This window comes from Mycobacterium sp. IS-1496 (assembly GCF_001499995.1).
Lineage (GTDB): Bacteria > Actinomycetota > Actinomycetes > Mycobacteriales > Mycobacteriaceae > Mycobacterium.
In genome coordinates, this window is record NZ_LQIU01000022.1 from 38058 (window position 1) to 62922 (window position 24865).

A 24865-nucleotide genomic window follows, 5' to 3' on the forward strand; every position below is an offset into this window, starting at 1 on the left:
CCGGTGAAAACACCCGAGGCGGCGTAACCGCCTATCCGTCGGTCGGCTCCGCCGGTTCCACCGTGGCCAGTTGGTCGATGCCACTGATCCGCAGCACCGGCATCAGATACGGGTTGGCGACCAGGCGCATCTTCGGCACCTGGTCGGCGTGTACGGACAACGCGCCGATCGCGGCGCTGTCCAGGTACTCGACGGCGCTGAGGTCGACCGTCACCGTCCCGGCGCCGTCCGCCGCCGCGATCACCGTGACCAGTGCCCGGGTGAAGGTGTCGACGTTGCTCAAGTCGATCTCGCCCTCGGCGACCAGCAGCGGGCTGCCGTCGGTGTGCCGGTCGGCGTTGACGGTGAGCGGTGTGACCATCAGACGATCCTCGCGTCGAGGTGGACCGCGGTGCCGTCGTCTCCTGGCCTGATCCTCACATCGTCCATCAGACCCTCCATCAGCGCGACACCGCGGCCCCGCCGGGTGTCGACCTCCGTCCGCGGTGTCTTCCACGAGCCGGTGTCGAGTACCGACACCTGAAGCCGGTCCACCAGTGCGGTCGCCCGCAGGGTGACGTGACCGTCGGGCCGGTCACGGTGCCCGTGCTCGATCGCGTTCGCGACCGCCTCACCGGCCGCGATGAGTACGTTCATCGCCTGATCCGGTCCCACGCCGGCCTGCGTCAGCCAATCCCGAAGGGCCGTACGGGAACTCGCGAGGTATTCGTTGCGCGCCGGGAACACCATGTCGAGCGGGGCGGGTTGGCGGTAGAGGAGCAGCGCGACGTCGTCCTGATAACCATCGTCGGGCGAGAGGCGGGACATCAGCTGGTCGGCGACCGCGTCGAGGCCATCGGACCGGCCCTCGGCGACCAGGCCGGCGGCTCGGCCGATACCCGTCTCCAACGAGGCGCGGCGACGTTCCACGAGCCCGTCGGTGTAGAGGAGCAGCGTGGCCCGCGCGGACAGCGTCACCCGGGCCTCCGGCCGCTCCTGGTCGGGCCGCAGCGCCAGCGCGAAACCGCGGGCATCGTCGAGCACTCGGGTCGCGCCGTCCGAGTCGACGAGTATGGGCGGCGGGTGACCGGCGCTGGAGTACACCAGTTCACCGCTGTGCGGTGACAGCACCGCACACCACACAGTCGTGCAGCGCGCTCCCGGCAGCCGTGCCGCGAACCGGTCGAGACCCGCCAGCGCCGCTCCCGGGCTGGGCTGGTCGAGCAGCAGCGCGCGGCACGCACTGCGCAGCTGGCCCATGACGGTGGCCGCCTCGAGATCGTGTCCGACGCAGTCGCCGACGACCAGACCGATGCATCCGCCGTCCAGATCCACGACGTCGTACCAGTCGCCGCCGACCTGCAGGGGCCGGGTCGCCGGGTGGTAGCGGACCGCGAACCCGCCCGGCAGCCGGGCCGGGCCGAGGATCGCGTGCTGCAGCGTCAGCGCGGTCTCCCGCTGCTGGTCGAGCCGGTGCACCCGCTGCAGCCCCTGACCGAGGCGGCCGGCCAGAACGGTCAACAGCGTGTGGTCCTCCGGGGTGAACGGGCGTTGTTCGAGCAGTTCGATCCACAGGACGAGCACGCCGCGGGGATGTTGCAGCGTGATGCCCGCCGTGCCGTACTCCCCCGTGTCGGCGGTCAGCACGTCGGCGTCGCGCAGCGTGGAGATCGTATGTCGTTGTCCGACAGTGAGATCCGACCACTGCACGGGCTCGCCGGCGCAGATGATGTCCGGGGTGACGTCGCCGTCCACGTGGGGGAAGGTCACGGCCAGCACACGTCGCGCCTGCCACAGCCGGTGCAGTTCCCCCACGGCCGCGCGCAGCGCCCCGTCGAGTGTGTCGGCCTCTGCCAGTTGCTCGTTGAGCGCGGCCAGCGCGGTCTCCCGCTGGACGGTGTAGTGCTCGGCGGTGACGTCGCGGAACGTGCCGACGGCGACGCGCCGGCCCGTGTCGGGGTCGCGCGCGGGGTTGAAACTCGCGTTGACCCAGATCCGGTGGCCGTCGCGGTGCACGACCGGGAAGGTGAAGTCCCCGCGGGCCTGCTCCATCACCCCGCCGAACGCCTGACTGGTCTCCCGGTAGCCGTCGGGGTCGGTGTCCGGGTCGGGCCACCACGGCTGTTCGGGTTCGTACGGCAGCCCTTCGGGACCGTAGCCGAGGATGTCGGTGAAGGCGGTGTTGATCTCGATGATCGCGCCCCGTTCGTCGCAGACGAAGAACGCCTCCTGCAACGAGTCGATCAGTGCGGTGCGCCAGCGGCTGTGGTGGTTGCGCAACCGCGCCAGCGCCACATTGGCACGCACCCGGGCCAGGAGTTCCGCTGCCGCAAAGGGTTTGACAAGGTAGTCGTCGGCGCCGGCATGCAGACCCTCGATGGACGATTCCTGCCCCGCCCGGGCCGACAACAGCAGCACCGGCAGCGCGGCGGTGCGGGAGTCGGTGCGCAGCGCGGCGACGAGCTCCAGGCCGTCGAGGCGGGGCATCATGACGTCGCTGACGACGAGATCGGGCAGGTCCGCCCGGATGGAATCCAGCGCCTGCCTGCCGTCGGACACCGCGGTGACCTCGTAACCGGCGCCGCGCAGCAGACCGGTGAGGTACGCGCGCATGTCGGCGTTGTCGTCGGCGATCAGCACCCGGGCGGGCACGACGGCACCGCCGTCCGCGGGCACCGTCGCAGTGATCCCCTGCGCCTCTTCGGGTTCGGGGTCCGACGCGGGCAGCCAGCGCAGCGCCTCCTGCAGAAAGGGGTCGGCGATGGTGGAGACGCCGGACGCCCGTCCCGCAGGCACGACGTCGTCCGGCGGCAGATGGGCCGCCCCGAACGGCACCCGGATGGTGAAGGTGGTGCCGCGTCCCTCCTCGCTGTGCGCGCCGATGGCGCCACCGTGAAGGCCGATCAGCTCCTTGACGAGAGCCAGGCCGATCCCACTGCCCTCCGTCGACCGGGACTCGGTGGTCTGGACCCGGTGGAACCGTTCGAACAGCCGGGGCATCTCGGCGTCGGGAATCCCGACCCCGGTGTCGGACACCGTGACCACCGCGGCGCCGTCGTCGTGGGTGACCTGGACCGTGACGGCGCCTTCGAGGGTGAACTTCAGCGCGTTGGACAGAAGGTTGAGGACGACCTTCTCCCACATGTCGCGGTCGACGTAGACCGGTTCGGCCAGCGGCGGACAGTCGACGGCGAACTGGAGCCCCGCCCGTTCGATCGCCGACCGGAACACGCTCGCCAGCTCCGCGGTGACGGCGGCCAGGTCGACGGGTTCGAACCGGGCCTGCATGCGGCCGGCCTGGATGCGGGAGAAGTCGAGCAACGTGTTGACCAACTTGGCGAGCCGTAACCCGTTGCGGTGCACCAGCTCCAGTTCTTCGCGCACCCCCGTCTCGAGGCCGGCGCCACGGCGCAACTCGGCCAACGGGCCGAGGATCAGCGTGAGCGGGGTCCGGAACTCATGGCTGATGTTGGAGAAGAACGCGGTCTTGGCCGCGTCCAGCTCGGCGAGTTCCTCGGCCCGCCGCTGCTGGGCCCGGTAGCTGCGGGCGCTGCCGATCCCGGCGGCGATGTGCCCGGCGACCAGTTCGATGAACCCGCGGTAGGGCGCGTCCAGCCTGCGGTGTGAGTTCAACGCCGCCACCAGGAATCCGACCGGGTCGGCGCCCTGCTGCAGCAACGGGACCACCAGTGCCTGCGCGGGCGGGTCGGGCCAGACCCCGCGGGGCAGGCCCAGCGATTCGTCGTCGAGGTCGAGCAGCACGGTCTCCCCCTCGGCGGGCAGCCGGACCGGCCACACCGACATCCCGTCGGCCGACATCGTCTCCGGTGCCGCCGCGTGTCCCGGCGCGATTCCGCTGCTCGCGGCGAGCCGCGCGTCGCCGTCCTCGCCGAACAGATAGGTCAGCGTGAACGGCAGGTCGTAGAGATTGCGGTTGAGCTGTTCGGCGGCGAAGTCGAGCATCTGCCGCTCGGTGCGGACCACGCTCGGATCCGATCCGAGGTCCCGCAGGGTCGTCATCCGGCGCTCGGCGATCACCCGCTCGGTGTCCTCGCTCACCACGCACAGCATGCCGACGACGTGACCGCCGTCGTCGCGCAGCGGGCTGTAGGAGAAGGTGTGGTAGGTCTCCTCGGAGTAGCCGGATCGTTCGAGGAACAGCAGCAGCGCCGAATCCCAGGTGGCCTGCCCGGTCGACAGGACCGACTCGATCCGCGGACCGATGTCGGGCCAGATCTCGGCCCACACCTCGCTGGCCGGCCGGCCCAACGCCCACGGGTACTTACGGCCCAAGGTGTCCCGCCGGTACGCGGCGTTGCAGAAGAAGGTCAGCTCCGGGCCCCATGCCATCCACATCGGGAACCGCGACGACAGCAGGATGCTGACGGCGGTGCGCAGACTCTGCGGCCAGGTCGCGGGCGACCCGAGTGCGGTGGCCTCCCAGTCGACCACGGCGAGGTGGCGGCCCACGTCCGGGTCCGCACCGAAAAGTGCGTTCGCAGAGGAGGTCAACGAAGCCGCCCCAGCTTCCTCAACGCCCAACCGACATCCCTCTCAGCGCCGCGGATCGACGCACGAAGGCGGCGCCCCGCCAGGAGGCGCGTTCGCGCCCAGCGTGATCGTCACCTCATGGCCGAGCGCCGCGGTCGCGGCGCCGTTCGTCCCCGGAGTCATCCGTGAGTGCAGGCTGCCCAAAGCGGATGAAAGTGAAACTTGATTGCCCCGTCCCCGACTACCGGTCCCGGGTGAGGGCGGCGGGGGCGGCACGCCGTCGCGCGTCGAGGATCAAAACGGCCACGTGCAGCGAGGTCATCGACTCCGCGTCGTCGAGGTCGACGCCGAGGGTCCGGGCGATCCCGGCCAATCGCTTGTAGAGCGCGGGACGGCTCATGTGCAGCCGGTGCGCCAGCGCCGCCTTGTTGCCCGCCACCTGCAGATAGTGGCGGAGCACCTCCAGATTGGACGGCACGCGCCCGTCGTCGTCGAGCAGTAGCGCCCGCAGTTCTGTCTCGGCGAACTGCTGCACCCGCGGGTCGTCGCGCAACAGCGCGATCAGACCCCGCAGACGCACGTCGGAAGCACGGTAGACCGCCTGGGTGTGGCCGTGCATCGCGATGGCGACCTCACCGACGTGGGCGGCCTGCCCCAGGCCGTGGATCGCTTCGACGATCTCGCCTGCGGGGTCGCCGACCGCGCACACCGACCGGGCCTCGGAACGGGCGCCGCCGTCCAGGCGCCGCAGTTCGGCGTGCATGCGTTCGCCGAGCCCGGTCAGCGCCCGGTCCCAGCCGCCCCGGGCAGTATCGAGCGCCAGCAGGGCGCCGATCTCCCCGTCGCGGCGGATCGAGCACAGCGCGGTGTGGCCGGCGGCGTTCACCGTGTGCGCGACGGCGTCCAGCAGTGCGACATTACGTTGTTGTGCGACAACGGGATCCGCTGTGGCGGCACTGCGGTCGACCCGCACGACGACCGGCAGGTAGCGGGTGGACCTGCGCAGTCCGAGGGCGTGCGCCCGCGCGGCGGCCTCGCGTTCGTCGGTGATGCGGCCCGCGATCACATCGTCGATCAGCCCGCTCTGGGCCTGCTGATGCAGCCCGCTGCGGTTGCGCTCGATCATCCGGTGCAGCGCCAGCGCCGCCGCGGCGCGTTCGAGGACCATCGTGGCGCGGGCCCGGTCGGCGGGCGGCACCGGGACGATGAGGCGCCCCCACTCCTCGCCGCGCGGCCCGACGGAGGTGACCGCCCAGTCCCCGCCTGCGCTCATCCGGGACCGCCGCTCCCAGTTCTGCAGCAGCGTCGCGGCGGCGTCCCCGCCCGGCGCGACGGCCAGCGCCTGATGAGCCAGGTCCTCGAGGACGACGGGTTCGTCGAGGATCCGCGCCGCGGCGTCGACGATCCCGGCCGCGGACGCGCGTTTCATGCTCAACTCGGTGAAGGTCTCGTGCACGCGCCGGTCGAACGCCACCTCGTCGTACTGGGCGGCCACGATGCGCCGGTGCACCACCTCGGTCACCGCGACGAACTTGATCTGCCGGTGCAACGCGACGAGCGCGAGGTCCAGACGTTCGGCGTGGGCGACGACCCCGTCGGGCACCGCCGTCATCGCCGTCCCGAGTTCGACGACCACGCCCACGGCACCGGCGTCGGCGAGCCCCTGCAGGTAGCGCTGCGGATCGCCGGCCAGCCCACCCCCGGTGGTCAGCACCAGTTCGCCGCCCTGCAGCAGCGCGGACAGGTCGGCCACGTCGCCGACGTGGACCCAGCGGATGGGGTTAGTCCAGCGGCGCGCGCTGAGTACCTCGGGTGCGCCGCGCGCGACGACGGGCAGACCGATCACGTCGGACACCGTCATCGCCATTTACACACTGTATCCCCGCGGTGCGATTCGGTGACACCATGCAACCCCGCACCTGGCTCGCGCGGCGGCACACTTGCCAGCATGGCGAATACCGTTCAGCACTGGTGCAACAACGACCTCTTCGCGGGCGCGTCGCAGGCCAGCGCGCCGGTGACGAATCCGGCGACCGGTGAGGTGACCGGTCAGGTCGCGCTGGCGACCGTCGAGGACGCCCGCGCGGTGATCGAGGCGGCCGCGGCGGCGTTCCCGGCGTGGCGCGACACCTCCCTGGCCAAGCGCACGTCGGTGCTGTTCACCTTCCGCGAACTGCTCAACGCCCGCAAGGACGAGTTGGCCGCGATCATCACCGCCGAACACGGCAAGGTGCTCTCCGACGCCCTGGGCGAGGTCTCCCGCGGCCAGGAAGTCGTCGAGTTCGCCTGCGGCATCCCCCATCTGCTCAAGGGCGGCTTCACCGAGAACGCCTCGACCAACGTCGACGTGTACTCGATCCGCCAACCGCTCGGGGTGGTCGGCGTGATCAGCCCGTTCAACTTCCCCGCGATGGTGCCGATGTGGTTCTTCCCCATCGCGATCGCCACCGGCAACACCGTGGTCCTCAAACCCAGCGAAAAGGATCCCTCGGCGTCGCTGTGGCTGGCCCGGTTGTGGGCCGAGGCCGGCCTGCCGCCCGGGGTGTTCAACGTGCTCCAGGGCGACAAGACCGCCGTCGACGAACTGCTGACCCACCCCAAGGTCAAGGCCGTGTCATTCGTGGGGTCGACCCCGATCGCCCAGTACGTCTACGCCACGGCCACCTCCGCCGGCAAACGCGTCCAGGCCCTCGGCGGGGCGAAGAACCACGCGGTGATCCTGCCCGACGCCGACCTCGACCTGGCCGCCGACGCAATGGTCAACGCCGGCTTCGGCTCGGCCGGCGAACGCTGCATGGCCATCAGCGCGGCCGTGGCAGTCGGCCCGATCGCCGACGACCTCGTCGCCAAGATCGCCGAACGCGCCACCGCACTCAAGACCGGTGACGGCACCAAGGGCGCCGACATGGGTCCGCTGGTCACCCGGGCCCACCGCGACAAGGTGGCCTCCTACATCGACGCCGGCGAGGCCGACGGCGCCAAGATCGTCGTCGACGGCCGCACCGTGTCCGCCGACGGTGGCGCCGAGGGCTTCTGGCTGGGCCCGACGCTGATCGACAACGTCACCCCGGACATGAGCGTCTACACCGACGAGATCTTCGGCCCCGTCCTGTCGGTGATCCGGGTCGAGACCTACGACCAGGCCCTCGAGCTCATCAACGCCAACCCGTACGGCAACGGCACCGCGATCTTCACCAACGACGGCGGCGCCGCCCGCCGCTTCCAGAACGAGGTCGAGGTCGGCATGGTCGGCATCAACGTGCCCATCCCGGTGCCGATGGCCTACTACAGCTTCGGCGGCTGGAAGAACTCGCTGTTCGGCGACAGCCACGCCCACGGCACCGAAGGCGTGCACTTCTTCACCCGCGGCAAAGCCATCACCCAACGCTGGCTCGACCCCAGCCACGGCGGCATCAACCTCGGCTTCCCACAAAACAGCTGATCATCGCGCCGAGAGTACGGTTGTTGCACGCATCGCCCGAGTAGCGGCGTCAACAACCGTACTTTCGGCGCAGGAGGAGACCCCATGACTGTCACGAACGAAACCGTCACCTTGCCCAACGGCCTGTCGGTCGACGACGCCCGCGCCGAGGCCACCCGCGCCTACGAGCTCGACCGCAAGCACGTCTTCCACTCGTGGTCGGCCCAGGCCGAGATCACGCCGATGACGATCACCGCCGCGCAGGGCAGCTACATCTGGGACGGCGAGGGCCGTCGCCTGCTGGACTTCTCCTGTCAGCTGGTCAACACCAACATCGGGCATCAGCATCCGAAGGTCGTCGCCGCCATCCAGGCGCAGGCCGCCAAGCTGTGCACGGTCGCCCCGCAGCACGCCAACGACGCCCGGTCCGAGGCCGCCCGGCTGATCGCCGAACGCACCCCCGGTGAGCTGAACAGGGTGTTCTTCACCAACGGCGGCGCCGACGCCGTCGAACACGCGGTGCGGATGGCGCGGCTGCACACGGGCAAGTACAAGGTGCTCAGCCGGTACCGCTCCTACCACGGCGGCACCGAGACCGCGATCAACCTGACCGGCGATCCGCGCCGGTGGCCGAACGATCACGGCAACGCCGGTGTCGTCCACTTCTTCGGCCCGTTCCTGTACCGCTCGCAGTTCCACGCCACCACCGAGGCCGAGGAGTCGGCCCGCGCGCTGGCGCACCTCGAGGACATCGTGCGAATGGAGGGTCCGTCGACCATCGCCGCGATAGTGCTGGAGTCGATCCCCGGCACCGCGGGCATCATGATCCCGCCCCCCGGATACATGGCTGGTGTCCGCGACATCTGCGACCGGTACGGCATCGTGATGATCGCCGACGAGGTGATGGCCGGGTTCGGCCGCAGCGGGAAGTGGTTCTCGATCGACCACTTCGGCGTCACCCCGGACCTGTTGACCTTCGCCAAGGGCGTGAACTCCGGGTACGTGCCGCTCGGTGGCGTCGCGATCAGCCCGGCCATCGCCGAGACCTTCGCACACCGGCCCTACCCCGGCGGCCTGACCTACTCCGGTCATCCGCTCGCGACGGCGGCGGCCGTGGCCACCATCAACGCGATGGAGGAGGAGGACATCGTCGGCAACGCCGCCCGCATCGGCGCCGAGGTGCTCGGGCCCGGTCTGGCCGAACTGGCCGCCCGCCACCCCAGCGTCGGCGAGGTCCGCGGCACCGGCGTCTTCTGGGCGATCGAGTTGGTCGCGAACCCGGAGACCCGGGAACCGCTGGCCCCGTACGGCGCGAGCAGCGCGGCGATGAACGCGGTGGTCGCGGCCTGCAAGGAGAACGGTCTGCTGCCGTTCGCGAACTTCAACCGGATCCACGCCGTACCGCCGTGTACGGTCACCGCCGACGAAGCCCGCGAAGGTCTCGCAATCCTCGACCAGGCACTCGCCGTCGCCGACTCGCACCTGTGAACCGTTAGCACCCCTCGCCGGAACACGCCGGCGCCTCGGCATCCGTAGGGTTGGTGGCCAGGGTGTGGTCCAGGGCGTCCGGCACGTGCGCAACGGCGCGCCGTTTCGACATCGCGGCGGCGTGGAACTACGTCCCGAAGGTCGAACCACCGGGAACCAGTTCGTGAAGGGGATGCATGTCTGAGGCGCCAGCGTCGGATTTCGACGACCAGGCCGGGTCTGGCACGGACGATCAGCCCAACGAGCCCAGCGAGATCACCTACGACGAGCATCTCCATCCGGCCCGTCCCCGGGCGCTGCGGTTCCGGCCGAGGGTCAAGTCGCCGTTCACGCGCCGCTCGGTGGCCCAGGACGGCCCGGCGCGGGCGGACAACCCGGCGTACGTGTCGTGGCTGCTGTCGCAGTCGATGCTGGCCGACGCCAACGAGATCAGTCAGCAGTTCTCCGGGCAGGGCTCGATGTGGCAGAACCCGTACGCCACCCCGAGCCCGCGCGGCGCGGTGGAGACCGCCTCGGTGTGGTTCACCGCCTATCCGTTGTCGTTGATCACGCGCCCGAACGAGTCGTTCCTCACCGCGCTCGCCGACGACGACATGTGGAAGGCGTTCGCGGACATCGGCATCGAGGCCATCCACACCGGTCCGGTGAAGCGGGCCGGCGGCATCTCCGGATGGCAGACCACCCCCAGCGTCGACGGGCACTTCGACCGCATCAGCACCGAGATCGACCCGGCGTTCGGCACCGAGGACGAATTCCGCAAGATGTGCGGGACGGCCAACTGGTACGGCGGTACCATCATCGACGACATCGTGCCGGGCCACACCGGCAAGGGCGCCGACTTCCGCCTCGCGGAGATGAAGTACGCGGACTACCCCGGCATCTACCACATGGTGGAGGTCGATCCCCGCGACTGGGAGCACCTGCCCGACGTGCCGTCGGGAGCGGACTCGGTGAACATCGACCCGGCCACCGAGGAGTGGCTGGACAAGGCCGGCTACATCATCGGTCGGCTGCAGCGGGTGATCTTCTACGCCGAGGGCATCAAGGAGACCAACTGGAGCGTCACCCGCCCGGTGCTCGGTGTCGACGGTGTCGAACGCCGCTGGGTCTACCTGCACTACTTCAAGGACGGTCAGCCGTCGATCAACTGGCTGGACCCCTCCTTCGCGGGGATGCGGCTGGTGATCGGCGACGCCTTGCACTCGCTGGCAGACCTGGGCACCGGCGGACTCCGCTTGGACGCCAACGGTTTTCTCGGCGCCGAGAAGACCGTGGCCGAGGACAGCACCGCCTGGTCGGAGGGCCATCCGCTGTCCGAGGCGGCCAACCATCTGATCGCGAGCATGGTGCGCAAGGTGGGCGGTTTCACGTTCCAGGAACTCAACCTCACCATCGACGACATCCGCGAGATCGGTGAGGCGGGCGCGGACCTGTCCTACGACTTCATCAACCGGCCCGCCTACCAGCACGCCCTGGCCACCGCCGACACCGAGTTCCTCCGGCTGACCCTGCGCACCACGCTCGAACTCGGCGTCGACCCGGCGTCGTTGATCCACGCCCTGCAGAACCACGACGAACTGACCTACGAGCTCGTGCACTGGTCACACGGTCACCGCGACGACCTCTTCACCTACAAGGGTGAGGAGATCACCGGCGAGGTGCTCGGCGAGACGGTCCGCCAGGATCTCACCGAACACCTCACCGGTGAGAACGCGCCCTACAACCTGGTTTTCACCACGAACGGCATCGCCTGCACCACCGCGACGGTGATCGCGGCGACGCTGGGCATCAGCGATCTGGACCGGATCGCACCCGATTCCCCCGAGCTCGACGAGATCCGCCGGGCGCACCTGCTGCTGGCGATGTTCAACGCGCTGCAGCCGGGGGTCTTCGCGCTGTCGGGGTGGGATCTGTGCGGCATGCTCACCCTGCCCGCCACGGAGGTCGCCGAACTCCTGCGTGGCGGTGACACCCGGTGGATCCACCGCGCCGCCCACGACCTGATGGGGGTGAATCCCGGTGCGACGCAATCATTGGCGGGGATGCCGCGCGGCCGCAGCCTGTACGGTTCGATCCCCGACCAGCTCGGCGACGACACCAGCTTCCTGCGCCAGCTGCAGGCCATCTTGAAGGTGCGCTCCCACTACGGCATCGCGACCAGTCGCCAGATCGACATTCCCGAGGTGTCGCACCGGGGCATGCTCGTGCTCGTGCACCAACTGCAGGGCGACGGCCGCTACCAGTTGACCGTGCTGAATTTCGCCAACGAGGAGGTCGCCGGGACCGTCCGCTCCGAGGCGCTGCCGCCGGGCGCCGAGGTCTCGGACATGTTCACCGGCCACGTCTTCGCCACGGTCGACGACCTGCACAGCTTCACCGTGGAAATGCCCGCGCACCACGGGATGTCGCTGCTCGTCGAGGTCAGCGCCGACGGCGCCGAGTCCTAGCCGAGGCATGCCTCGACACGAGTGGGTCGCCGGTGACCACCTCGGCCTGCCGATCCCGGCCACCGCCGCGGCGCTGCGTGACGGCGGGGAAGCGTTCCTCACCGACGCGTTTCGTGCCTTCGGCGCACTCGCGCAGGACAACCGGGTGGTGCGGATCGACCGGTGCCAGGAGCTCAGCGGCGGGAGCACGGGACGCAAACTGCTGCTCGACGTCGCCTACGCCCGCCCCGAACCGGGTCTGCGCACGGATCTGTTCGTCAAGTTCTCCCGCGACTTCGACGATCCCGCCCGGGACCGCGGCAGAACCCAGATGGCTTCGGAAGTGGTGTTCGCCGCGCTGTCCCGCACGCCCGGGTTTCCGATCGCGATACCCCGGCCCCGCTTCGGGGACTACCACGCCCAAACCGGGACGGGCATCCTGATCACCGACCGGATCCCGTTCGGACACAATGGTGTTGAACGCCAGTACGAGAAATGCCTCGACGAGGACATGCCTGCGCCCGCCGAGCACTACCGCGCGCTGATCACCGCGTTGGCGCGACTGGCGGGCACCCAGCGTTCCGGCCGGTTACCGCAGGAATTCTCGCAGGCGTTCCCCGTCGATCTGCAGGCCGCCACGGTCGGCGATCCGGTGACCCTGTCCCCGGAACGCCTGCAGCGCAGGCTGGCCCGGCTCAGCGAGTTCGCCGAGACCCATCCCGGGTTGCTCCCACCCCACGTGCGGACCGCTGGCTTCCTGGCGCGCCTGGACGAGGAGGCCCACGAGGTGCTGCGCCACGAGGAGTCGATCTGGCGTGCGCTGCGGGATGCGGAGGACCACATCGCGCTGTGCCACTGGAATGCCAACGTCGACAACGCCTGGTTCTGGCGCGACGGCGGCGGTGTCCTGCAGTGCGGCCTGATGGACTGGGGGTGCGTGAGCCGGCTGAACCTTGCGATGGCGCTGTGGGGTGCGCTGTGCGCCGCCGAAACCAGCCTGTGGGATAACCACTTCGACGAGCTGCTCGAGCTGTTCTGCGCCGAGATGGCGGGTGCAGGCGGGCCGCGACCGGATCCGGCGTTGTTGCGGCGCCACCTGATGCTCTACATGGCGCTGATGGGCATCACCTGGCTGCTCGACGTGCCCGCGCGCATCCGCCACCGCCTCCCCGACGCCGACGCGGACACCACGAGATACGATCCGCGCATCCGCGCCGATGAGGGGTTGCGCGCCCCGCTGCAGATGTTCACCAACATGCTGAACCTCTGGCGGACAGAGGGTTTGGCCCGGCATCTGGAGGCGCTCGGCTAGCCGCCGTCGGCGTGCTCGACCACGTCGATGCGCATCACGTGTCGCAGGGTCCCGACGAACACCGGCGGATATGCGCCGACGCCGGCTTCGGTGAGCCACTTCGCCGCTGTCTCCGGACGATCCAGCCACCTGCGGGCGCCCGCTTCGTCGGCGACGTCCTGCAAGAACATCACCTCCTGCGGGTCGTCCAGCGCCCTGAAGATCCACACGTTCTGAATGCCGTTGCGAAGGAACAGGACACGGGTGCGGTGCACCTGGTCGAGCAGGGTTTCGACATCCTGCACCACCGTGACGCCGGCGATCACCACGGCGGGCGCGGTCGCGGTCCATACGGCGCGGTCGCCGTCCTCGACGTGGAAGCGTTCGACGAGTTCGCCGGCGAAGACCGCGGGCAGATCCTGCACTCCCACTGCATCGAACCAGTCGAAGAAGACGTGGGACCGCAACAGGTCCGCGACGGGTTCGGCGGTGTGCAGGGCCATCGTGACCAGCACCCGGTCCGGTTCGCTGATCGAGGTGTGGACGAAGACGTGATGCGCCCCGAGCGCGGCGAGTTCGGCCCGGCGCCGTTCGAGCAGGGGCCACACCCGCGAGGGGTCGGCGACCCGGTAGTCCGACGTCAGGATCAACGAGCCCGCGACACCGGCGGTCACCGCGTCTTCTCCCGGCACGGTCATCATGCTACCGAGCGTGGCATCGCCGTTCCCGGCGGTCAGCCGGTCGCGTTCGGCTTCATCGGCGGGCAGACGCCGTTGGCGTCCGCGGTCAACTCGTAGTGCCACAACTCGTTGGCGTACACCTGACACAGTCCGAACCGCGGACCGTTGCGCGCCATCCAGGCCGCGGCGTCCGGACCGCCGACGTCGACCGCCCGCCCGACCACGTGCATCGAGGTCTGCGGTGATGCGACGAACTGCCGGGCGACCTCCACGCTGCCGTACGTGCGCACCCCGTCCTGGAACAGCCGCTCCTGGAAGCCGATCGACCGCCAGCCGGAGTTGATCTCGACCTCGACACCGCTGCCTGCCGCCGCCCGCGTGGCTTCCTGCACGGCGCCCAGCAGCGCGGGGTCGAGTCGGCCGACTGTCGGGTTCTCGACGTCGAAAGCGGTCAAAGTGCCGTCCTCGGGCAGGTATCCGCCGAAGGTGTCGGTCGCCCCGGGACCGACGCCGAACGGTTCGGGGGCGGGATCGGTGCCCGTCGCCGACGGCCCGACGAGAGTGTCACCGCTACCGGGTTCGGCGGGGTCCGCCTGGGCCGGCGCGGCGCCGAACAGCACCCCGCAGGCGCAGCCGATGGCCACGCTGACCCGGCCCACCGTTCGCCCCACACTCACCCCGCCACCATGCCAGCTTCCCGCCCCGTCGCGCGACCCCATTACGATCTCTCCCATGCCGCCGGGACCACAGCCGATCGGTGCCGCCCGCTCACGGTCCACGGCGCTGGCCGTGCTCGCCTGCCTCATCGCCACCGCCGCGCTGATCCTGTCGGTGTGGACGTGGTGGCAGGACCGCACACCGCGCTACGACGAGGCGACGCGGGCCGCCGCCCAGGACAGCGCATGTGCGGCGTACACCCAGGTGAGCACCGGGGTCGCTACCAACACGCATCTGGCTTCGCCCGGCGGAGACGATGACGTCACCGGCGTGCTGGCGGTGGCGGCCAACGCCCGGGTGGCCTTGATGGGCGGCGGCCAGTACCTGCTCACCACCCTGGACCCGGCCACGCCGCCCCAACTCGCCGACGCGGTCCGTAAATTCGGGACGAAGCTGATGCAGTTCGGAGCCGCCGCCACCGCAGGCGCCCCGGACGGCGACCCCGGCCAGCAGGCCCTCAAGCGCGACCTCGACGCGCTCCACGCCACCCTCGACGGGTTCTGCGGCTGAGTCGATTTCGTCGAGGCGGTCACACGTAGCGGTTGCGTCCGGCCAGGGCGCCCATGGACATCTGCACGAGGTAGACGATCAGCACCATGGCCCACGGCACCGTCCAGCCGTCCGTCAAATCGTGCAGGAGGCCGAACAGGAACGGGCCGAGTCCGGCGAGCAGATACCCGAAGCCCTGCGCCATGCCGGAGAGCTGGGCGGTGTCCTCAGTGGTACGGGCGCGCAACGCGATCACGGTGAGCGCCAACGAGAACACGCTCAGCCCGAGGCCGACGAGAATGCTCCACAGCAGCGGGGCGGCGCCCGGGTCGACGAGCAGTCCGATCACCCCGGCCACGCCGATCGTGCCGAGACCGACGATCCACGGGCTCTGGCTCGACGAGCGCGCCGCCAGCGGTGAGACGAAGATGCTGATCGGCACGGCGATCAGCGACATCAGCCCGACCAGCAGCCCGGCGGTCGACTTGCTCACGCCGCTGTCGATGAAGACCTCCGCCAGCCAGCCCATCATCACGTAGGCCAGCAGCGACTGACATCCGAAGAACAGTGTCACCGTCCAGGCCAGCCGGTTGCGCAGCAGTGACCGGCCTTTGACCCGTGACGACGGTGCCCGCCCTCCTGCGATGCCGCGTGACGCCACACTCCAGACGACCAGCGCCAGCGCGGATACGACGGCCCACGACGCGAGGGCCGTCCGCCAGTCGTCGAAGACGCCTTCCAGCCCGGGTGTCACCGCGGATCCCAGCGCGCCGCCGCCCTGCAGGGCAGCGGTGTAGACGCCGGTCATCAGCCCGACGCGGGCCGGGAAGGAACCCTTGATCACCACGGGGATCAACACGTTGGTCAGCGCGATTCCGGCGGTGGCGACGAGCGTTCCGCCGAGCACGACATACGGGCCGTCGAGCACGCGGATGAGCAGGCCGGCGCTCAAAATGGCGAGCGCGGCGCTGATGGCCCGGCTCAGGCCGAACCGACGGGACAGCCACGGTGCCGTCAATCCCGCTGCAGCGAAACACAATCCGGGCAAAGTGGTCAGAACGCCCGCCCAGGTGGCGCTCGCGCCCATGGACGTGCGCATCTCACCGAGCAGTGGTCCGACGCTGGTGATCGCAGGTCGCAGGTTCAGTGCGGTGAGGATGACGGCGATCGTGAGCAGCACGCCACCGGCGGCCCGCGTGCCGGGGGTGTGGTCCGCGTCGGCGCTCACGGGGTCACCGACCTGACTCGGTGTGGTCCCGGTGTGGATGTTGCCGTTCACCGCGGTATCCTCCCATACATCCCATGATTGGATGAATCGAGGTGCCGTGCCGCTCGCCACTACCCGTCGCGCAGGTCTGGTCGACCAGGTGATCGCCCAGTTGCGCGAATCGGTGTCGTCCGGTGAATGGCCGGTCGGCACGCGGATTCCGACCGAGCCGTCGCTGGTCGCCGCGCTCGGCGTCGGACGCAACACGCTCCGGGAGGCGGTGCGCGCGCTGGCCCACAGCGGGATCCTCGAGGTCCGACAGGGCGACGGCACCTACGTGCGGGCCACCAGCGAGGTGTCCGGGGCGTTGCGCCGGCTGTGCGGTTCGGAGTTGCGTGAGGTGCTGGAGGTCCGACGCTGCCTCGAGGTGGAAGGCGCCCGGTTGGCGGCGGCCGCGCGCACCGACGACGATCTCGCGGAGATCCGCGCCCTGCTCACCCGCCGGGATGCCCTGCACGCCCGCGACGAATTCGTGCGGGCCGACGCCGAGCTGCACTTCGCGGTGGTGCGGGCGTCGCACAACACGGTGCTGACCGAGTTGTACCGGGGGCTCACCGAGGTGGTCACCGCCAGCGTGGCGACCACCGTGGAGACCCACGCGGTCGAACGAATCCCGCACGACGGCCTCGTCGAGGCGATCGCCGCCGGCGATGTCGACCGCGCCGGCCGCGAAGCAGGCGGCTTCCTCGATGAGCTCATCGAGGAACTTCCAGAACGCGGCTGAAACCGGTCAGGCAAGTCCTGGGGCGCGAGCACCGCTTCCCCAGGCGCACGTTGTCTCACATCCACCGCGAGCGTGCGCAAACTGCTGTGAAATACGCGGCGCGTCGCGTGCAGACCCGCACCCTCGCGGGAAAAGGCGAGCGTGGCGATGATTTCTGCGCGCACACTGAGTCGGTACCGGTGAACAGCTCGCACGACAACGACGGGATGACGTGATGACCACTGGAACCACCGGGCTTCCGCCCGTAGTCGACGAACAGACCTGGCGCACAGCGCTCGAGGACCTGCGCCGCCGCGAGAAGGCGGCGACGCGGGAACTCGACGCCATCGCGGCGCAGCGCAGGCGCCTACCCATGGTGCGGATGGCCGACTACACGCTGATCGGCGCGGAGGGCCCGGTCCGACTCGCCGACGTGTTCAAGGGGCGGTCACAGCTGATCACCTACAACCACATGTGGACCGACGGCCAGGAGTGGCAGTGCGGCGGATGCACCGGCTTCACGTCGCAGTTCACCCGGCTCGAATTCCTCGACAACTACGACGCCCGGTTCGTCATCGTGACGAACGGCCCGATCGAGGAAGCGCTGGCCTACAAGGAGAAGGTCGGCAACAAGATGGACTGGTATTCGTCGTCGGAGAGTTCCTTCGGCGCCGACGTCGATGCCCCGCCAGGGGACGGGTTCGCCGTCAACGTGTTCATGCGAGACGGCGATACGGTGTTCCGCACCTGGCACACCAACGGTCGCGGCACCGAACAGCTCAGCCACAGCTTCGCGCTGATCGACCTCCTGCCGTGGGGCCGCCAGGAGGAATGGCAGGACTCCCCTGACGGGTGGCCGCAGCGGCCCACCTACTCCGGCTGGCTGGACTCACCGGACATCGCGCGCATGTACGGCAGCCCCTGAGCCCTTCGCGGCCTCGTAACCGGTCGTCAGCCAGAACACCGCCCGGTCGAGCGTCGGGAGAATCTCGGTGATCGTGATCTCCCCGGTGGTGAACCGGCCCAACAACCCGTACACCACGCTGAAGATGACGTCGCTGAAGTCCGCGACGAACTCGTCGTCGACGTCGGACAGCAGTTCCAGGCCGGCGGGGACCACGATGTCGAGCCCCCGCTGCATCAGTTGCCGCCCGCTCTGTGAGGAGCGCGCCCGGTAGTACGCGGTCAGCATGCCGGGGTGCTGCTCCCACGGTTCGAAGATGGTGCGGAACAGGTCCATCAACGCCTGGTGGAGCGATGCGCCCGGCTCGCGCGGATGGGGGCTGACACCGGAGTACCGGTGGTCGTCCATCCACGCTTCGAGCGCGGCCAGGATCAGCTCGTCACGCGTGGCGTAGCGCTTGTAGATCGTGCTCAACGAGATGCGGGCCCGGCGGGCGACCTCCCGCAACTGCACGGCCTCGTAGCCGTCGGTCTCCAGGATCTCGATGACGACGGCGATCATTCGGGCCTCGCTTCCGGCGCTCGCCCCGTCAACCGGTCCAGCCATCCCCGAACTCCTTGCCGTCATGGAGTAACTAGGTTACCGTGCGATGCAGTAACGCCGTTACTCGCTGGCATCGCCGGTGATACGGACCCGCGCAACGAAGCGAGGACCATGGGTTCCCTGGACGGAAGAGTCGCTTTCATCACCGGCGTCGCCCGCGGACAGGGCCGCAGCCATGCGGTACGCCTGGCAGCGGACGGCGCCGACATCGTCGGCGTGGACATCTGCGCCGACATCGAGTCCAACGGTTACCCGATGGCCACCCGCGACGAGCTCGAGGAGACCGTCGCGATGGTGGAGGCCCAGGGCGCCAAGATGCTCGGGTCGGTGGCCGACGTCCGCGACTTCCACGCGCTCAGGGCCGCGGTGGACGCCGGAGTCGAGCACTTCGGCCGACTCGACATCGTCTGCGCCAACGCCGGTATCGCCACGATGGCCTTCCGCGAACTCACCATCGAGGAAGACCTCGAGATGTGGAACGACGTGGTCGACGTCAACCTGGTCGGCTCGTTTCACACCGCGAAAGCGGCGATCCCCCACCTGATCGCCGGTGAGCGCGGCGGTTCCATCGTGTTCACCAGTTCGACCGCCGGACTGCGGGGGTTCGGGGGGCTGCAGGGCGGCGGCCTGGGCTACGCGGCCTCCAAACACGGCATCGTCGGCTTGATGCGCACCCTGGCCAATGCGCTTGCACCGCACAGCATCCGGGTCAACACCGTGCACCCGACCGCTGTCAACACGATGATGGCGGTGAACCCCGCGATGACCGCGTTCCTCGAGAACTACCCGGATGGCGGCCCGCACCTGCAGAATCCGATGCCGGTGCAGTTGCTCGAACCCGAGGAGATCAGCAGCGCGATCGCCTATCTCGTCTCCGACGCGGCCAGACACGTCACCGGGGTCACCTTCCCCGTCGACGCCGGCTTCTGCAACAAGCTGTGAGCGACCGCAACGGGCGTGTCGCCGGCAAGCGTGTCGTCGTCACCGGCGCCGCGCGCGGGATGGGCCGCAGCCACGCCGTCCGGTTGGCCGAAGAAGGCGCCGACCTGATCCTCGTCGACATCTGCCGATCCCTGCCGGAACTCGAATACCCGCTCGCCACAGATGCAGAACTCGACGAGACCGCGCGACTGGCCGAGGGACACGGTGCCCGCGTGGTCACCCACGTCGCCGACGTCCGAGACGCCGCGGCCCTGTCGGCGGCCGTGGACGACGGGGCGGCGCAGCTGGGCGGCCTCGACGCCGCGGTGGCCAACGCCGGGGTTCTCACCGTGGGGACGTGGGACGCGACCTCGTCCGAACAGTGGCGGACGGTGGTCGACGTCAACCTGATCGGCACGTGGAACACCTGTGCGGCAGCGATTCCGCATCTCCTCGCGCACGGCGGCAGCCTCGTCAACATCAGCTCGGCGGCCGGCGTCAAGGGCACCCCGCTGCACACGCCGTATACGGCCTCGAAACACGGCGTCGTCGGCATGACCCGCGCACTGGCCAATGAGCTCGCCGCACAGAGCATCCGGGTCAACACGGTGCACCCGACGGGCGTCGAGACCGGGATGCGCCCGGACTCGTTGCGCGCCGTGCTGGAGTCCCGGCCGGATCTGGTCCCGCTGTTCCTCAACGCGCTGCCGATCGCCATGGCCGAGGCCGTCGACATCAGCAACGCGGTGCTGTTCCTGGTGTCCGACGAATCCCGTTACGTCACGGGCCTGGAGTTCAAGGTGGACGCCGGTGTCACACTCCGCTGAGACGCACGCCGACGCCTACGAGCGCGCGCGGCGTGCCTACGCCGACGTGATGACCGTGCCTGCGCCCGAGCCGCAGTCGACCGCGATGGCCCGATTGCTCGACTTCGTGTTCGGCGAGGTGTGGCAGCGCCCGGTGCTGAGCCGCCGGGAGCGGCGTTTCATCACGCTGGCCTGCGTTGCCGCCGCGGACGCCGAAACGCCGTTGCGTGACCACGTCTACGCCGCCCTCAACAGCGCAGACCTGACGATCACCGAGATGCGGGAAGCCGTCCTGCATTTCGCCGTGTACGCGGGTTGGCCGAAGGCCTCACGGTTCAACATGATCGTCGACGAACTGTGGGAACGCATCCGCCGGGAACGCGGCGAGGACGTTCCCCCGCCGGAGCCGCTGCTGCCGCTGGACACCCCCAGCGATCCCGAGGACCGGCTCGCCGTCGGCGAGCAGGCGTTCAGGGACATCAATTGTTTGGCGTTCGCGCCGACCCGCGACAACCCCTACTCGGGTGCGGGCATCCTGAACTTCGTCTTCGGTGAGATGTGGCTGCGGCCCGGCCTCGGGATGAAGGAACGTCGATTGATCACCGTCACCTGTGTGGCGTTCCAGGACGCGCCCCTTCCGATCCTGAGCCACGTGTACGCCGCACTGAAGAGTCGGGACCTGACCTTCGACGAGATGGACGAGCTGGCCCTGCATTTCGCAGCGCACTACGGCTGGCCCAAGGCCGCCCAGCTGGCGCAGACGATCGGCGAACAGAAGCAGCGGGTCAGCGGAGAATGGGCGGCCGAGGCCGGCTAGGCCGGCGTGAACTCGATGTGGAGGCTGGTCAGGCCGCGCAGCAGGAAAGTGGGCTCGTACGCGTAGTTGCGCCGCCCGGCCGGACCGTGCACGCTCTCGTCGATGCTGATGTCGCGTATACGGTCCAGCAGACGGCGGACGGTGACATGGCCTTCCACGCGCGCGAGCGGAGCGCCCGCACAACTGTGGATGCCGCGGCCGAAGGCGAGGTGTTCGCGGACGTTCTTGCGGTCCAGCCGGAACTCGTGCGGATCGTCGAATTTGCGCGGATCCCGGTTGGCGGCGCCCAGGCAGAGCATCACGATGGTGCCGGCCGGCAGGTGCACGTCCCCGAGCGCGGTGGTCTTGCGGACCAGCCGGAAGTCGACCTTGGTCGGTGCGTGCATCCGCAGCGACTCCTCGATGAACGTCGGTATCCGGCTCGGATCGCCGCGAAGCACGTCCTGGTACTCCGGGCGGTCGCCGAGGGTCTGGACGGCGGCGCTGAGCAGTTTGGTCACCGTCTCCTGGCCGGCGGCGAACAGGAACGTCGCGGGTTTGACCACCTCCATCAACTCCGGGGTGGAACCGTCCGGATACGTCGCGGTCGCCATTCCCGACAACACGTCGTCGCGGGGTTCGCGCCGCCGGTCGGCCAGGTAGCCGGCGAACTTGTCATCGAGGTACCGCAGCGGGTCGCGTCCGACCGGTTCCCCGTCCAGCGCACCCACCCGATTGCCGTACCGCTCCTCCACACCCAGTGCGGCGAGGAATTCGGGGCGGTCGTGTTCGGGCACACCGAGCAGGTCGATGATCGCCGAGGTCGCGAAGGGTTTGGCGTACTCCGAGAGGAACTCGCACCGGCCGTTGTCGATGATCTGGTCGATCTGGTGATCGACCAGTTGCCACATGAAGTCCTCGTTCTCCTTGAGCCGGCGTGGTGTGAGCAGTCGGCTGAGCAGCGACCGGGCCCGTTCGTGTGCGGGCGGATCCATCACGACCATGTGCTCGTGGATCGGGAAGAGATGCCGGTGCGCCTCGATCTGCTCGGTGATGTCGTCACCCCGCGGCTCGAACGGCAGCGGCGGGAACGGCCCCCCGATCGCGTTGACCGCCGAGAAGTGGTCGTGGTCGCGGAAGGCCGCGAGCACCTCCCGGTGGCCGGTCACCACCACCACGCCGTGGTGGGGTTCGCGCACGACCGGCCCCTGTTCGCGCAGAGCGTCCCAGTACCCGTAAGGGTTCTGGGAGACGTCCGGGTCGGAGAAGAAGTCGACTGCGGTGAGATCGGTCATGGAGGATCGGTTCCTTCGCTCCATCCTGATCGGTCGATCAGGCTGATAGAATGCGCCATGCCTACCACGCTGCCTCAGGGGCGGTCAAGCGATCCACGCGCCGGGGCCCGCTGATGTCGGCGCCGCGAAAGACCAAGGTGGACAGCTCCGCTCGGCAACGACTCATCGAGGCGACGGCCACGATCATGCGTGACGAGGGGTATGCCGCGGCCACGTCACGGCGGGTGGCCGCGGAGGCCGGGGTCAAGCAGGCGCTGGTCTACTACTACTTCCCCACCATGGACGACCTGTTCGTGGAAGTGCTGCGGGCAGGTGCGGAGGCCTCGCTGGAGCGCATGCGCGAAGCGCTCACCGCCGACGAACCGCTGCAGACGTTGTGGGCGATGAACAGCGATCTGCGCATGACCGCGCTGAACACCGAGTTCATGGCGCTGGCCAACCACCGCAAAGCGATCCGGGCCGAACTGAAGTCCTATGCCGAGCGGGTCCGCGACATCGAGACCGCCGCGGTGGCCGTCGCGCTGCGCGCCCGCGGCGTCGACGTTCAGGAGTATCCGCCCGCCGCGGTGTCGATGCTCATCGCCCAGACCGCGCGGAGCCTGTGCAACGAGAGTGCGGTCGGCGTCACCCTCGGGCACGACGAGTTCCGTGCGTTCATGGAGCGCCAGCTGAGCCGGTTGGCGACACCCAGGGACGGTTGACAAGAGGAGCGTCCAGTGTCAGGCTCCTGATCGACCGATCAAATCTGATCGGCTGTCCGCGCCGCCGCGTGTCGACGGCCCGAGGGAAGGTTGGCGACATGGGCGGTCGGGTCGACGGCAAGGTCGCGTTCATCACCGGTGCCGCACGCGGTCAGGGCCGCAGCCATGCGATGCGTCTGGCCGAGGAGGGCGCCGACATCATCGCCGTGGACGTGTGCGGGCCGATCAGCAGCAACACCGAGATCCCGCCGGCCACCCCCGACGACCTCGCCGAGACGGCCGATCTGGTCAAGGGGTTGAACCGCCGGATCGTCACCGCCGAGGTCGACGTCCGTGACTTCGGCGCCCTTGACGCCGTGGTGCGCACCGGTGTCGAGCAGCTCGGCCGGCTCGACATCGTCGTGGCGAACGCCGGGATCGGCAACGGCGGTCAGACGCTCGACAAGACCAGCGAGGAAGACTGGCGCGACATGATCGACGTCAACCTGTCCGGCGTCTGGAAGACCGTCAAAGCCGCTGTGCCGCATCTACTCTCCGGCGGCCGCGGTGGTTCGATCATTCTCACCAGCTCGGTCGGCGGACTCAAGCCCTATCCGCACACCGGCCACTACATCGCGGCCAAGCACGGGGTGATCGGCCTGATGCGGACCTTCGCGGTCGAACTGGGCCAGCATTCGATCCGGGTCAATGCGGTGTGCCCCACCAACGTCAACACACCACTGTTCATGAACGAGGGGACCAAGAAGCTGTTCCGTCCCGATCTGAAGAACCCGGGCGTCGACGACCTCGCCGTGGCGGCGAAGTTCATGCACGTGCTGCCCGTCGGCTGGGTGGAGCCGATCGACATCAGCAACGCCGTGCTGTTCCTGGCGTCGGACGAATCCCGTTATGTGACTGGCCTACCCGTGACCGTCGACGCCGGTAGCATGCTGAAGTAGCGCTTGTCGCCGGCCTCAGGAGCTCCGCGTGAAACTCGTGTTCAACCTGCCTCACATGCTGCGCCTCAAGGCCATGATGCAGCCGTGGGAGGCGTCGGTCACCGGCGCGGACCAGACCCGGATGGCCAAGTGCGCGGACGCCTGGGGTTACGACATGATCGCCGTCCCGGAACATTTCGTGATCCCCAACGATCACGTCGAACTGTCGGGGCCGCACTATCTGCAATCCACGGTGGCGCAGGCCTACCTCGCAGGGGCGACCGAACACATCCGGCTGAACTCCTGCATCACGGTGCTGCCGCTGCAGCATCCGATCGTCCTCGCCAAGGCGCTGGCCACCGCGGACTGGATGAGCGGCGGCAGGATGATGGTGACGTTCGGTGTGGGTTGGCTGGAAAAGGAATTCGAGCTACTCGGGGTGCCGTTTCACGAACGCGGCCGGATGGCGGACGAGTACCTGGCCGCGATCATCGAACTGTGGACCAGCGACTCTCCCAGCTTCCAGGGGAAGTACGTGTCGTTCGACGACGTCGCCTTCGAGCCGAAGCCGGTGCAGAAGCCGCACCTGCCGGTGTGGATCGGCGGGGACGCCGACGCGGCGCTGCGCCGGGCGGCGAAGTACGCGTCGGGGTGGTGGTCGTTCCTCACCCCACCCGAGAAGATCGCCGAACGCCTCGAGTTCATCAGATCTCAACCGGGGTACGACGGTCGGCCGTTCGACGTCGTCCACGGCCTCGGCACGACGAGGGTCGGGGAAGGGCATGTGGCACAGGACGATCCGCATGGCCGCCCCGGCATGAACGCCGCACAGATCGTGGACCGCCTCTGCTGGCTCGGCGAGCAGGGCGTCACCGTCAGCGCCGTCCCGCTACCTCCGGTCAGCGGCGTCGACGAATACCTCGACTACGCCCAGTGGGTGGTCGAAGAGATCAAACCCCAAGTGCCCTGA

The 24865-nt window shown here is 69.1% G+C and carries 21 protein-coding genes; 13 read left to right on the forward strand and 8 right to left on the reverse strand.

Annotation, left to right across the window (positions count from 1 at the left end; all coding sequences use genetic code 11):
• Nucleotides 1–31: 31 nt before the first annotated feature.
• The 3 genes from AU195_RS13010 to AU195_RS13020 form a co-directional block, all read right to left on the reverse strand.
• Nucleotides 32–361, reverse strand: a complete 330-nt coding sequence (locus AU195_RS13010; RefSeq protein ID WP_059159490.1) for an STAS domain-containing protein — start codon at nucleotides 359–361, stop codon at nucleotides 32–34.
• On the reverse strand, nucleotides 361–4521 hold the full coding sequence (locus AU195_RS13015; protein WP_059159491.1) for a SpoIIE family protein phosphatase: 4161 nt from the start codon (nucleotides 4519–4521) through the stop codon (nucleotides 361–363). The genes AU195_RS13010 and AU195_RS13015 overlap by 1 nt, the downstream gene beginning before the upstream one ends.
• 190 nt (nucleotides 4522–4711) lie before the next feature.
• Entirely contained in the window at nucleotides 4712–6337 is a 1626-nt protein-coding gene (locus tag AU195_RS13020) for a PucR family transcriptional regulator (RefSeq protein ID WP_059159492.1), read from the reverse strand.
• Nucleotides 6338–6418: 81 nt separating this feature from the next.
• Between AU195_RS13020 and AU195_RS13025 the strand changes: the two genes are divergently transcribed.
• The 4 genes from AU195_RS13025 (at nucleotide 6419) to AU195_RS13040 (ending at nucleotide 13117) form a co-directional block, all read left to right on the forward strand.
• Nucleotides 6419–7912, forward strand: a complete 1494-nt coding sequence (locus AU195_RS13025) for a CoA-acylating methylmalonate-semialdehyde dehydrogenase (RefSeq protein ID WP_059159493.1) — start codon at nucleotides 6419–6421, stop codon at nucleotides 7910–7912.
• An 84-nt stretch (nucleotides 7913–7996) separates the two neighbouring features.
• Nucleotides 7997–9379: an aspartate aminotransferase family protein gene (locus AU195_RS13030; RefSeq protein WP_059159494.1), complete on the forward strand. Its 1383-nt coding sequence runs from the start codon at nucleotides 7997–7999 to the stop codon at nucleotides 9377–9379.
• 176 nt (nucleotides 9380–9555) lie between these two features.
• The gene (gene treS, locus AU195_RS13035) at nucleotides 9556–11826 is read left to right on the forward strand and encodes a maltose alpha-D-glucosyltransferase (RefSeq protein WP_059159495.1); all 2271 of its coding nucleotides are present in this window, start codon (nucleotides 9556–9558) and stop codon (nucleotides 11824–11826) included.
• A 7-nt stretch (nucleotides 11827–11833) separates the two neighbouring features.
• Nucleotides 11834–13117 (forward strand): hypothetical protein, encoded by a 1284-nt coding sequence (locus AU195_RS13040; RefSeq protein ID WP_059159496.1) that lies wholly within the window; start codon nucleotides 11834–11836, stop codon nucleotides 13115–13117.
• Here AU195_RS13040 and AU195_RS13045 read toward each other — a convergent pair.
• Nucleotides 13114–13770: a fatty-acid--CoA ligase gene (locus AU195_RS13045; RefSeq protein ID WP_082703053.1), complete on the reverse strand. Its 657-nt coding sequence runs from the start codon at nucleotides 13768–13770 to the stop codon at nucleotides 13114–13116. The two genes, AU195_RS13040 and AU195_RS13045, sit on opposite strands and share 4 nt — an antisense overlap.
• 59 nt (nucleotides 13771–13829) lie before the next feature.
• Nucleotides 13830–14453: a M15 family metallopeptidase gene (locus AU195_RS13050; protein ID WP_059159514.1), complete on the reverse strand. Its 624-nt coding sequence runs from the start codon at nucleotides 14451–14453 to the stop codon at nucleotides 13830–13832.
• A gap of 55 nt (nucleotides 14454–14508) precedes the next feature.
• Between AU195_RS13050 and AU195_RS13055 the strand changes: the two genes are divergently transcribed.
• Nucleotides 14509–15003 (forward strand): hypothetical protein, encoded by a 495-nt coding sequence (locus AU195_RS13055; protein WP_216636389.1) that lies wholly within the window; start codon nucleotides 14509–14511, stop codon nucleotides 15001–15003.
• Between the two features lie 19 nt (nucleotides 15004–15022).
• Here AU195_RS13055 and AU195_RS13060 read toward each other — a convergent pair whose 3' ends face one another.
• On the reverse strand, nucleotides 15023–16210 hold the full coding sequence (locus tag AU195_RS13060; RefSeq protein ID WP_059159516.1) for a CynX/NimT family MFS transporter: 1188 nt from the start codon (nucleotides 16208–16210) through the stop codon (nucleotides 15023–15025).
• 97 nt (nucleotides 16211–16307) lie between these two features.
• On the opposite strand from AU195_RS13060, the gene AU195_RS13065 reads away from it, so the two are divergent.
• Nucleotides 16308–16973, forward strand: a complete 666-nt coding sequence (locus AU195_RS13065; RefSeq protein ID WP_059159497.1) for a FadR/GntR family transcriptional regulator — start codon at nucleotides 16308–16310, stop codon at nucleotides 16971–16973.
• 214 nt (nucleotides 16974–17187) lie between these two features.
• Nucleotides 17188–17877, forward strand: a complete 690-nt coding sequence (locus tag AU195_RS13070; RefSeq protein ID WP_059159498.1) for a DUF899 domain-containing protein — start codon at nucleotides 17188–17190, stop codon at nucleotides 17875–17877.
• On the opposite strand, the gene AU195_RS13075 is transcribed toward AU195_RS13070, so the two are convergent.
• Nucleotides 17842–18462 (reverse strand): TetR/AcrR family transcriptional regulator, encoded by a 621-nt coding sequence (locus tag AU195_RS13075; protein ID WP_059159499.1) that lies wholly within the window; start codon nucleotides 18460–18462, stop codon nucleotides 17842–17844. The genes AU195_RS13070 and AU195_RS13075 overlap by 36 nt on opposite strands.
• 108 nt (nucleotides 18463–18570) lie before the next feature.
• Between AU195_RS13075 and AU195_RS13080 the strand changes: the two genes are divergently transcribed.
• Genes AU195_RS13080 through AU195_RS13090 form a run of 3 tightly spaced genes read left to right on the forward strand, consistent with a single transcriptional unit; the run spans nucleotide 18571 to nucleotide 21003 of the window.
• A complete protein-coding gene (locus AU195_RS13080; protein WP_059159500.1) occupies nucleotides 18571–19401 on the forward strand; it encodes a mycofactocin-coupled SDR family oxidoreductase in 831 nt (276 codons plus the stop codon).
• Complete coding sequence (locus AU195_RS13085; RefSeq protein ID WP_082703052.1) at nucleotides 19398–20207, forward strand: mycofactocin-coupled SDR family oxidoreductase; 810 nt, start codon at nucleotides 19398–19400, stop codon at nucleotides 20205–20207. The genes AU195_RS13080 and AU195_RS13085 overlap by 4 nt, the downstream gene beginning before the upstream one ends.
• Complete coding sequence (locus tag AU195_RS13090) at nucleotides 20191–21003, forward strand: carboxymuconolactone decarboxylase family protein (RefSeq protein ID WP_059159501.1); 813 nt, start codon at nucleotides 20191–20193, stop codon at nucleotides 21001–21003. The genes AU195_RS13085 and AU195_RS13090 overlap by 17 nt, the downstream gene beginning before the upstream one ends.
• On the opposite strand, the gene AU195_RS13095 is transcribed toward AU195_RS13090, so the two are convergent.
• Complete coding sequence (locus AU195_RS13095) at nucleotides 21000–22277, reverse strand: cytochrome P450 (RefSeq protein ID WP_059159502.1); 1278 nt, start codon at nucleotides 22275–22277, stop codon at nucleotides 21000–21002. The genes AU195_RS13090 and AU195_RS13095 overlap by 4 nt on opposite strands.
• A gap of 113 nt (nucleotides 22278–22390) precedes the next feature.
• On the opposite strand from AU195_RS13095, the gene AU195_RS13100 reads away from it, so the two are divergent.
• The 3 genes from AU195_RS13100 to AU195_RS13110 all read left to right on the forward strand — a co-directional run bounded on the left by AU195_RS13100 (nucleotide 22391) and on the right by AU195_RS13110 (nucleotide 24865).
• On the forward strand, nucleotides 22391–22978 hold the full coding sequence (locus AU195_RS13100) for a TetR/AcrR family transcriptional regulator (protein WP_059159503.1): 588 nt from the start codon (nucleotides 22391–22393) through the stop codon (nucleotides 22976–22978).
• A gap of 98 nt (nucleotides 22979–23076) precedes the next feature.
• Complete coding sequence (locus AU195_RS13105; protein ID WP_059159504.1) at nucleotides 23077–23916, forward strand: mycofactocin-coupled SDR family oxidoreductase; 840 nt, start codon at nucleotides 23077–23079, stop codon at nucleotides 23914–23916.
• A 28-nt stretch (nucleotides 23917–23944) separates the two neighbouring features.
• Nucleotides 23945–24865: a TIGR03619 family F420-dependent LLM class oxidoreductase gene (locus AU195_RS13110; protein WP_059159505.1), complete on the forward strand. Its 921-nt coding sequence runs from the start codon at nucleotides 23945–23947 to the stop codon at nucleotides 24863–24865.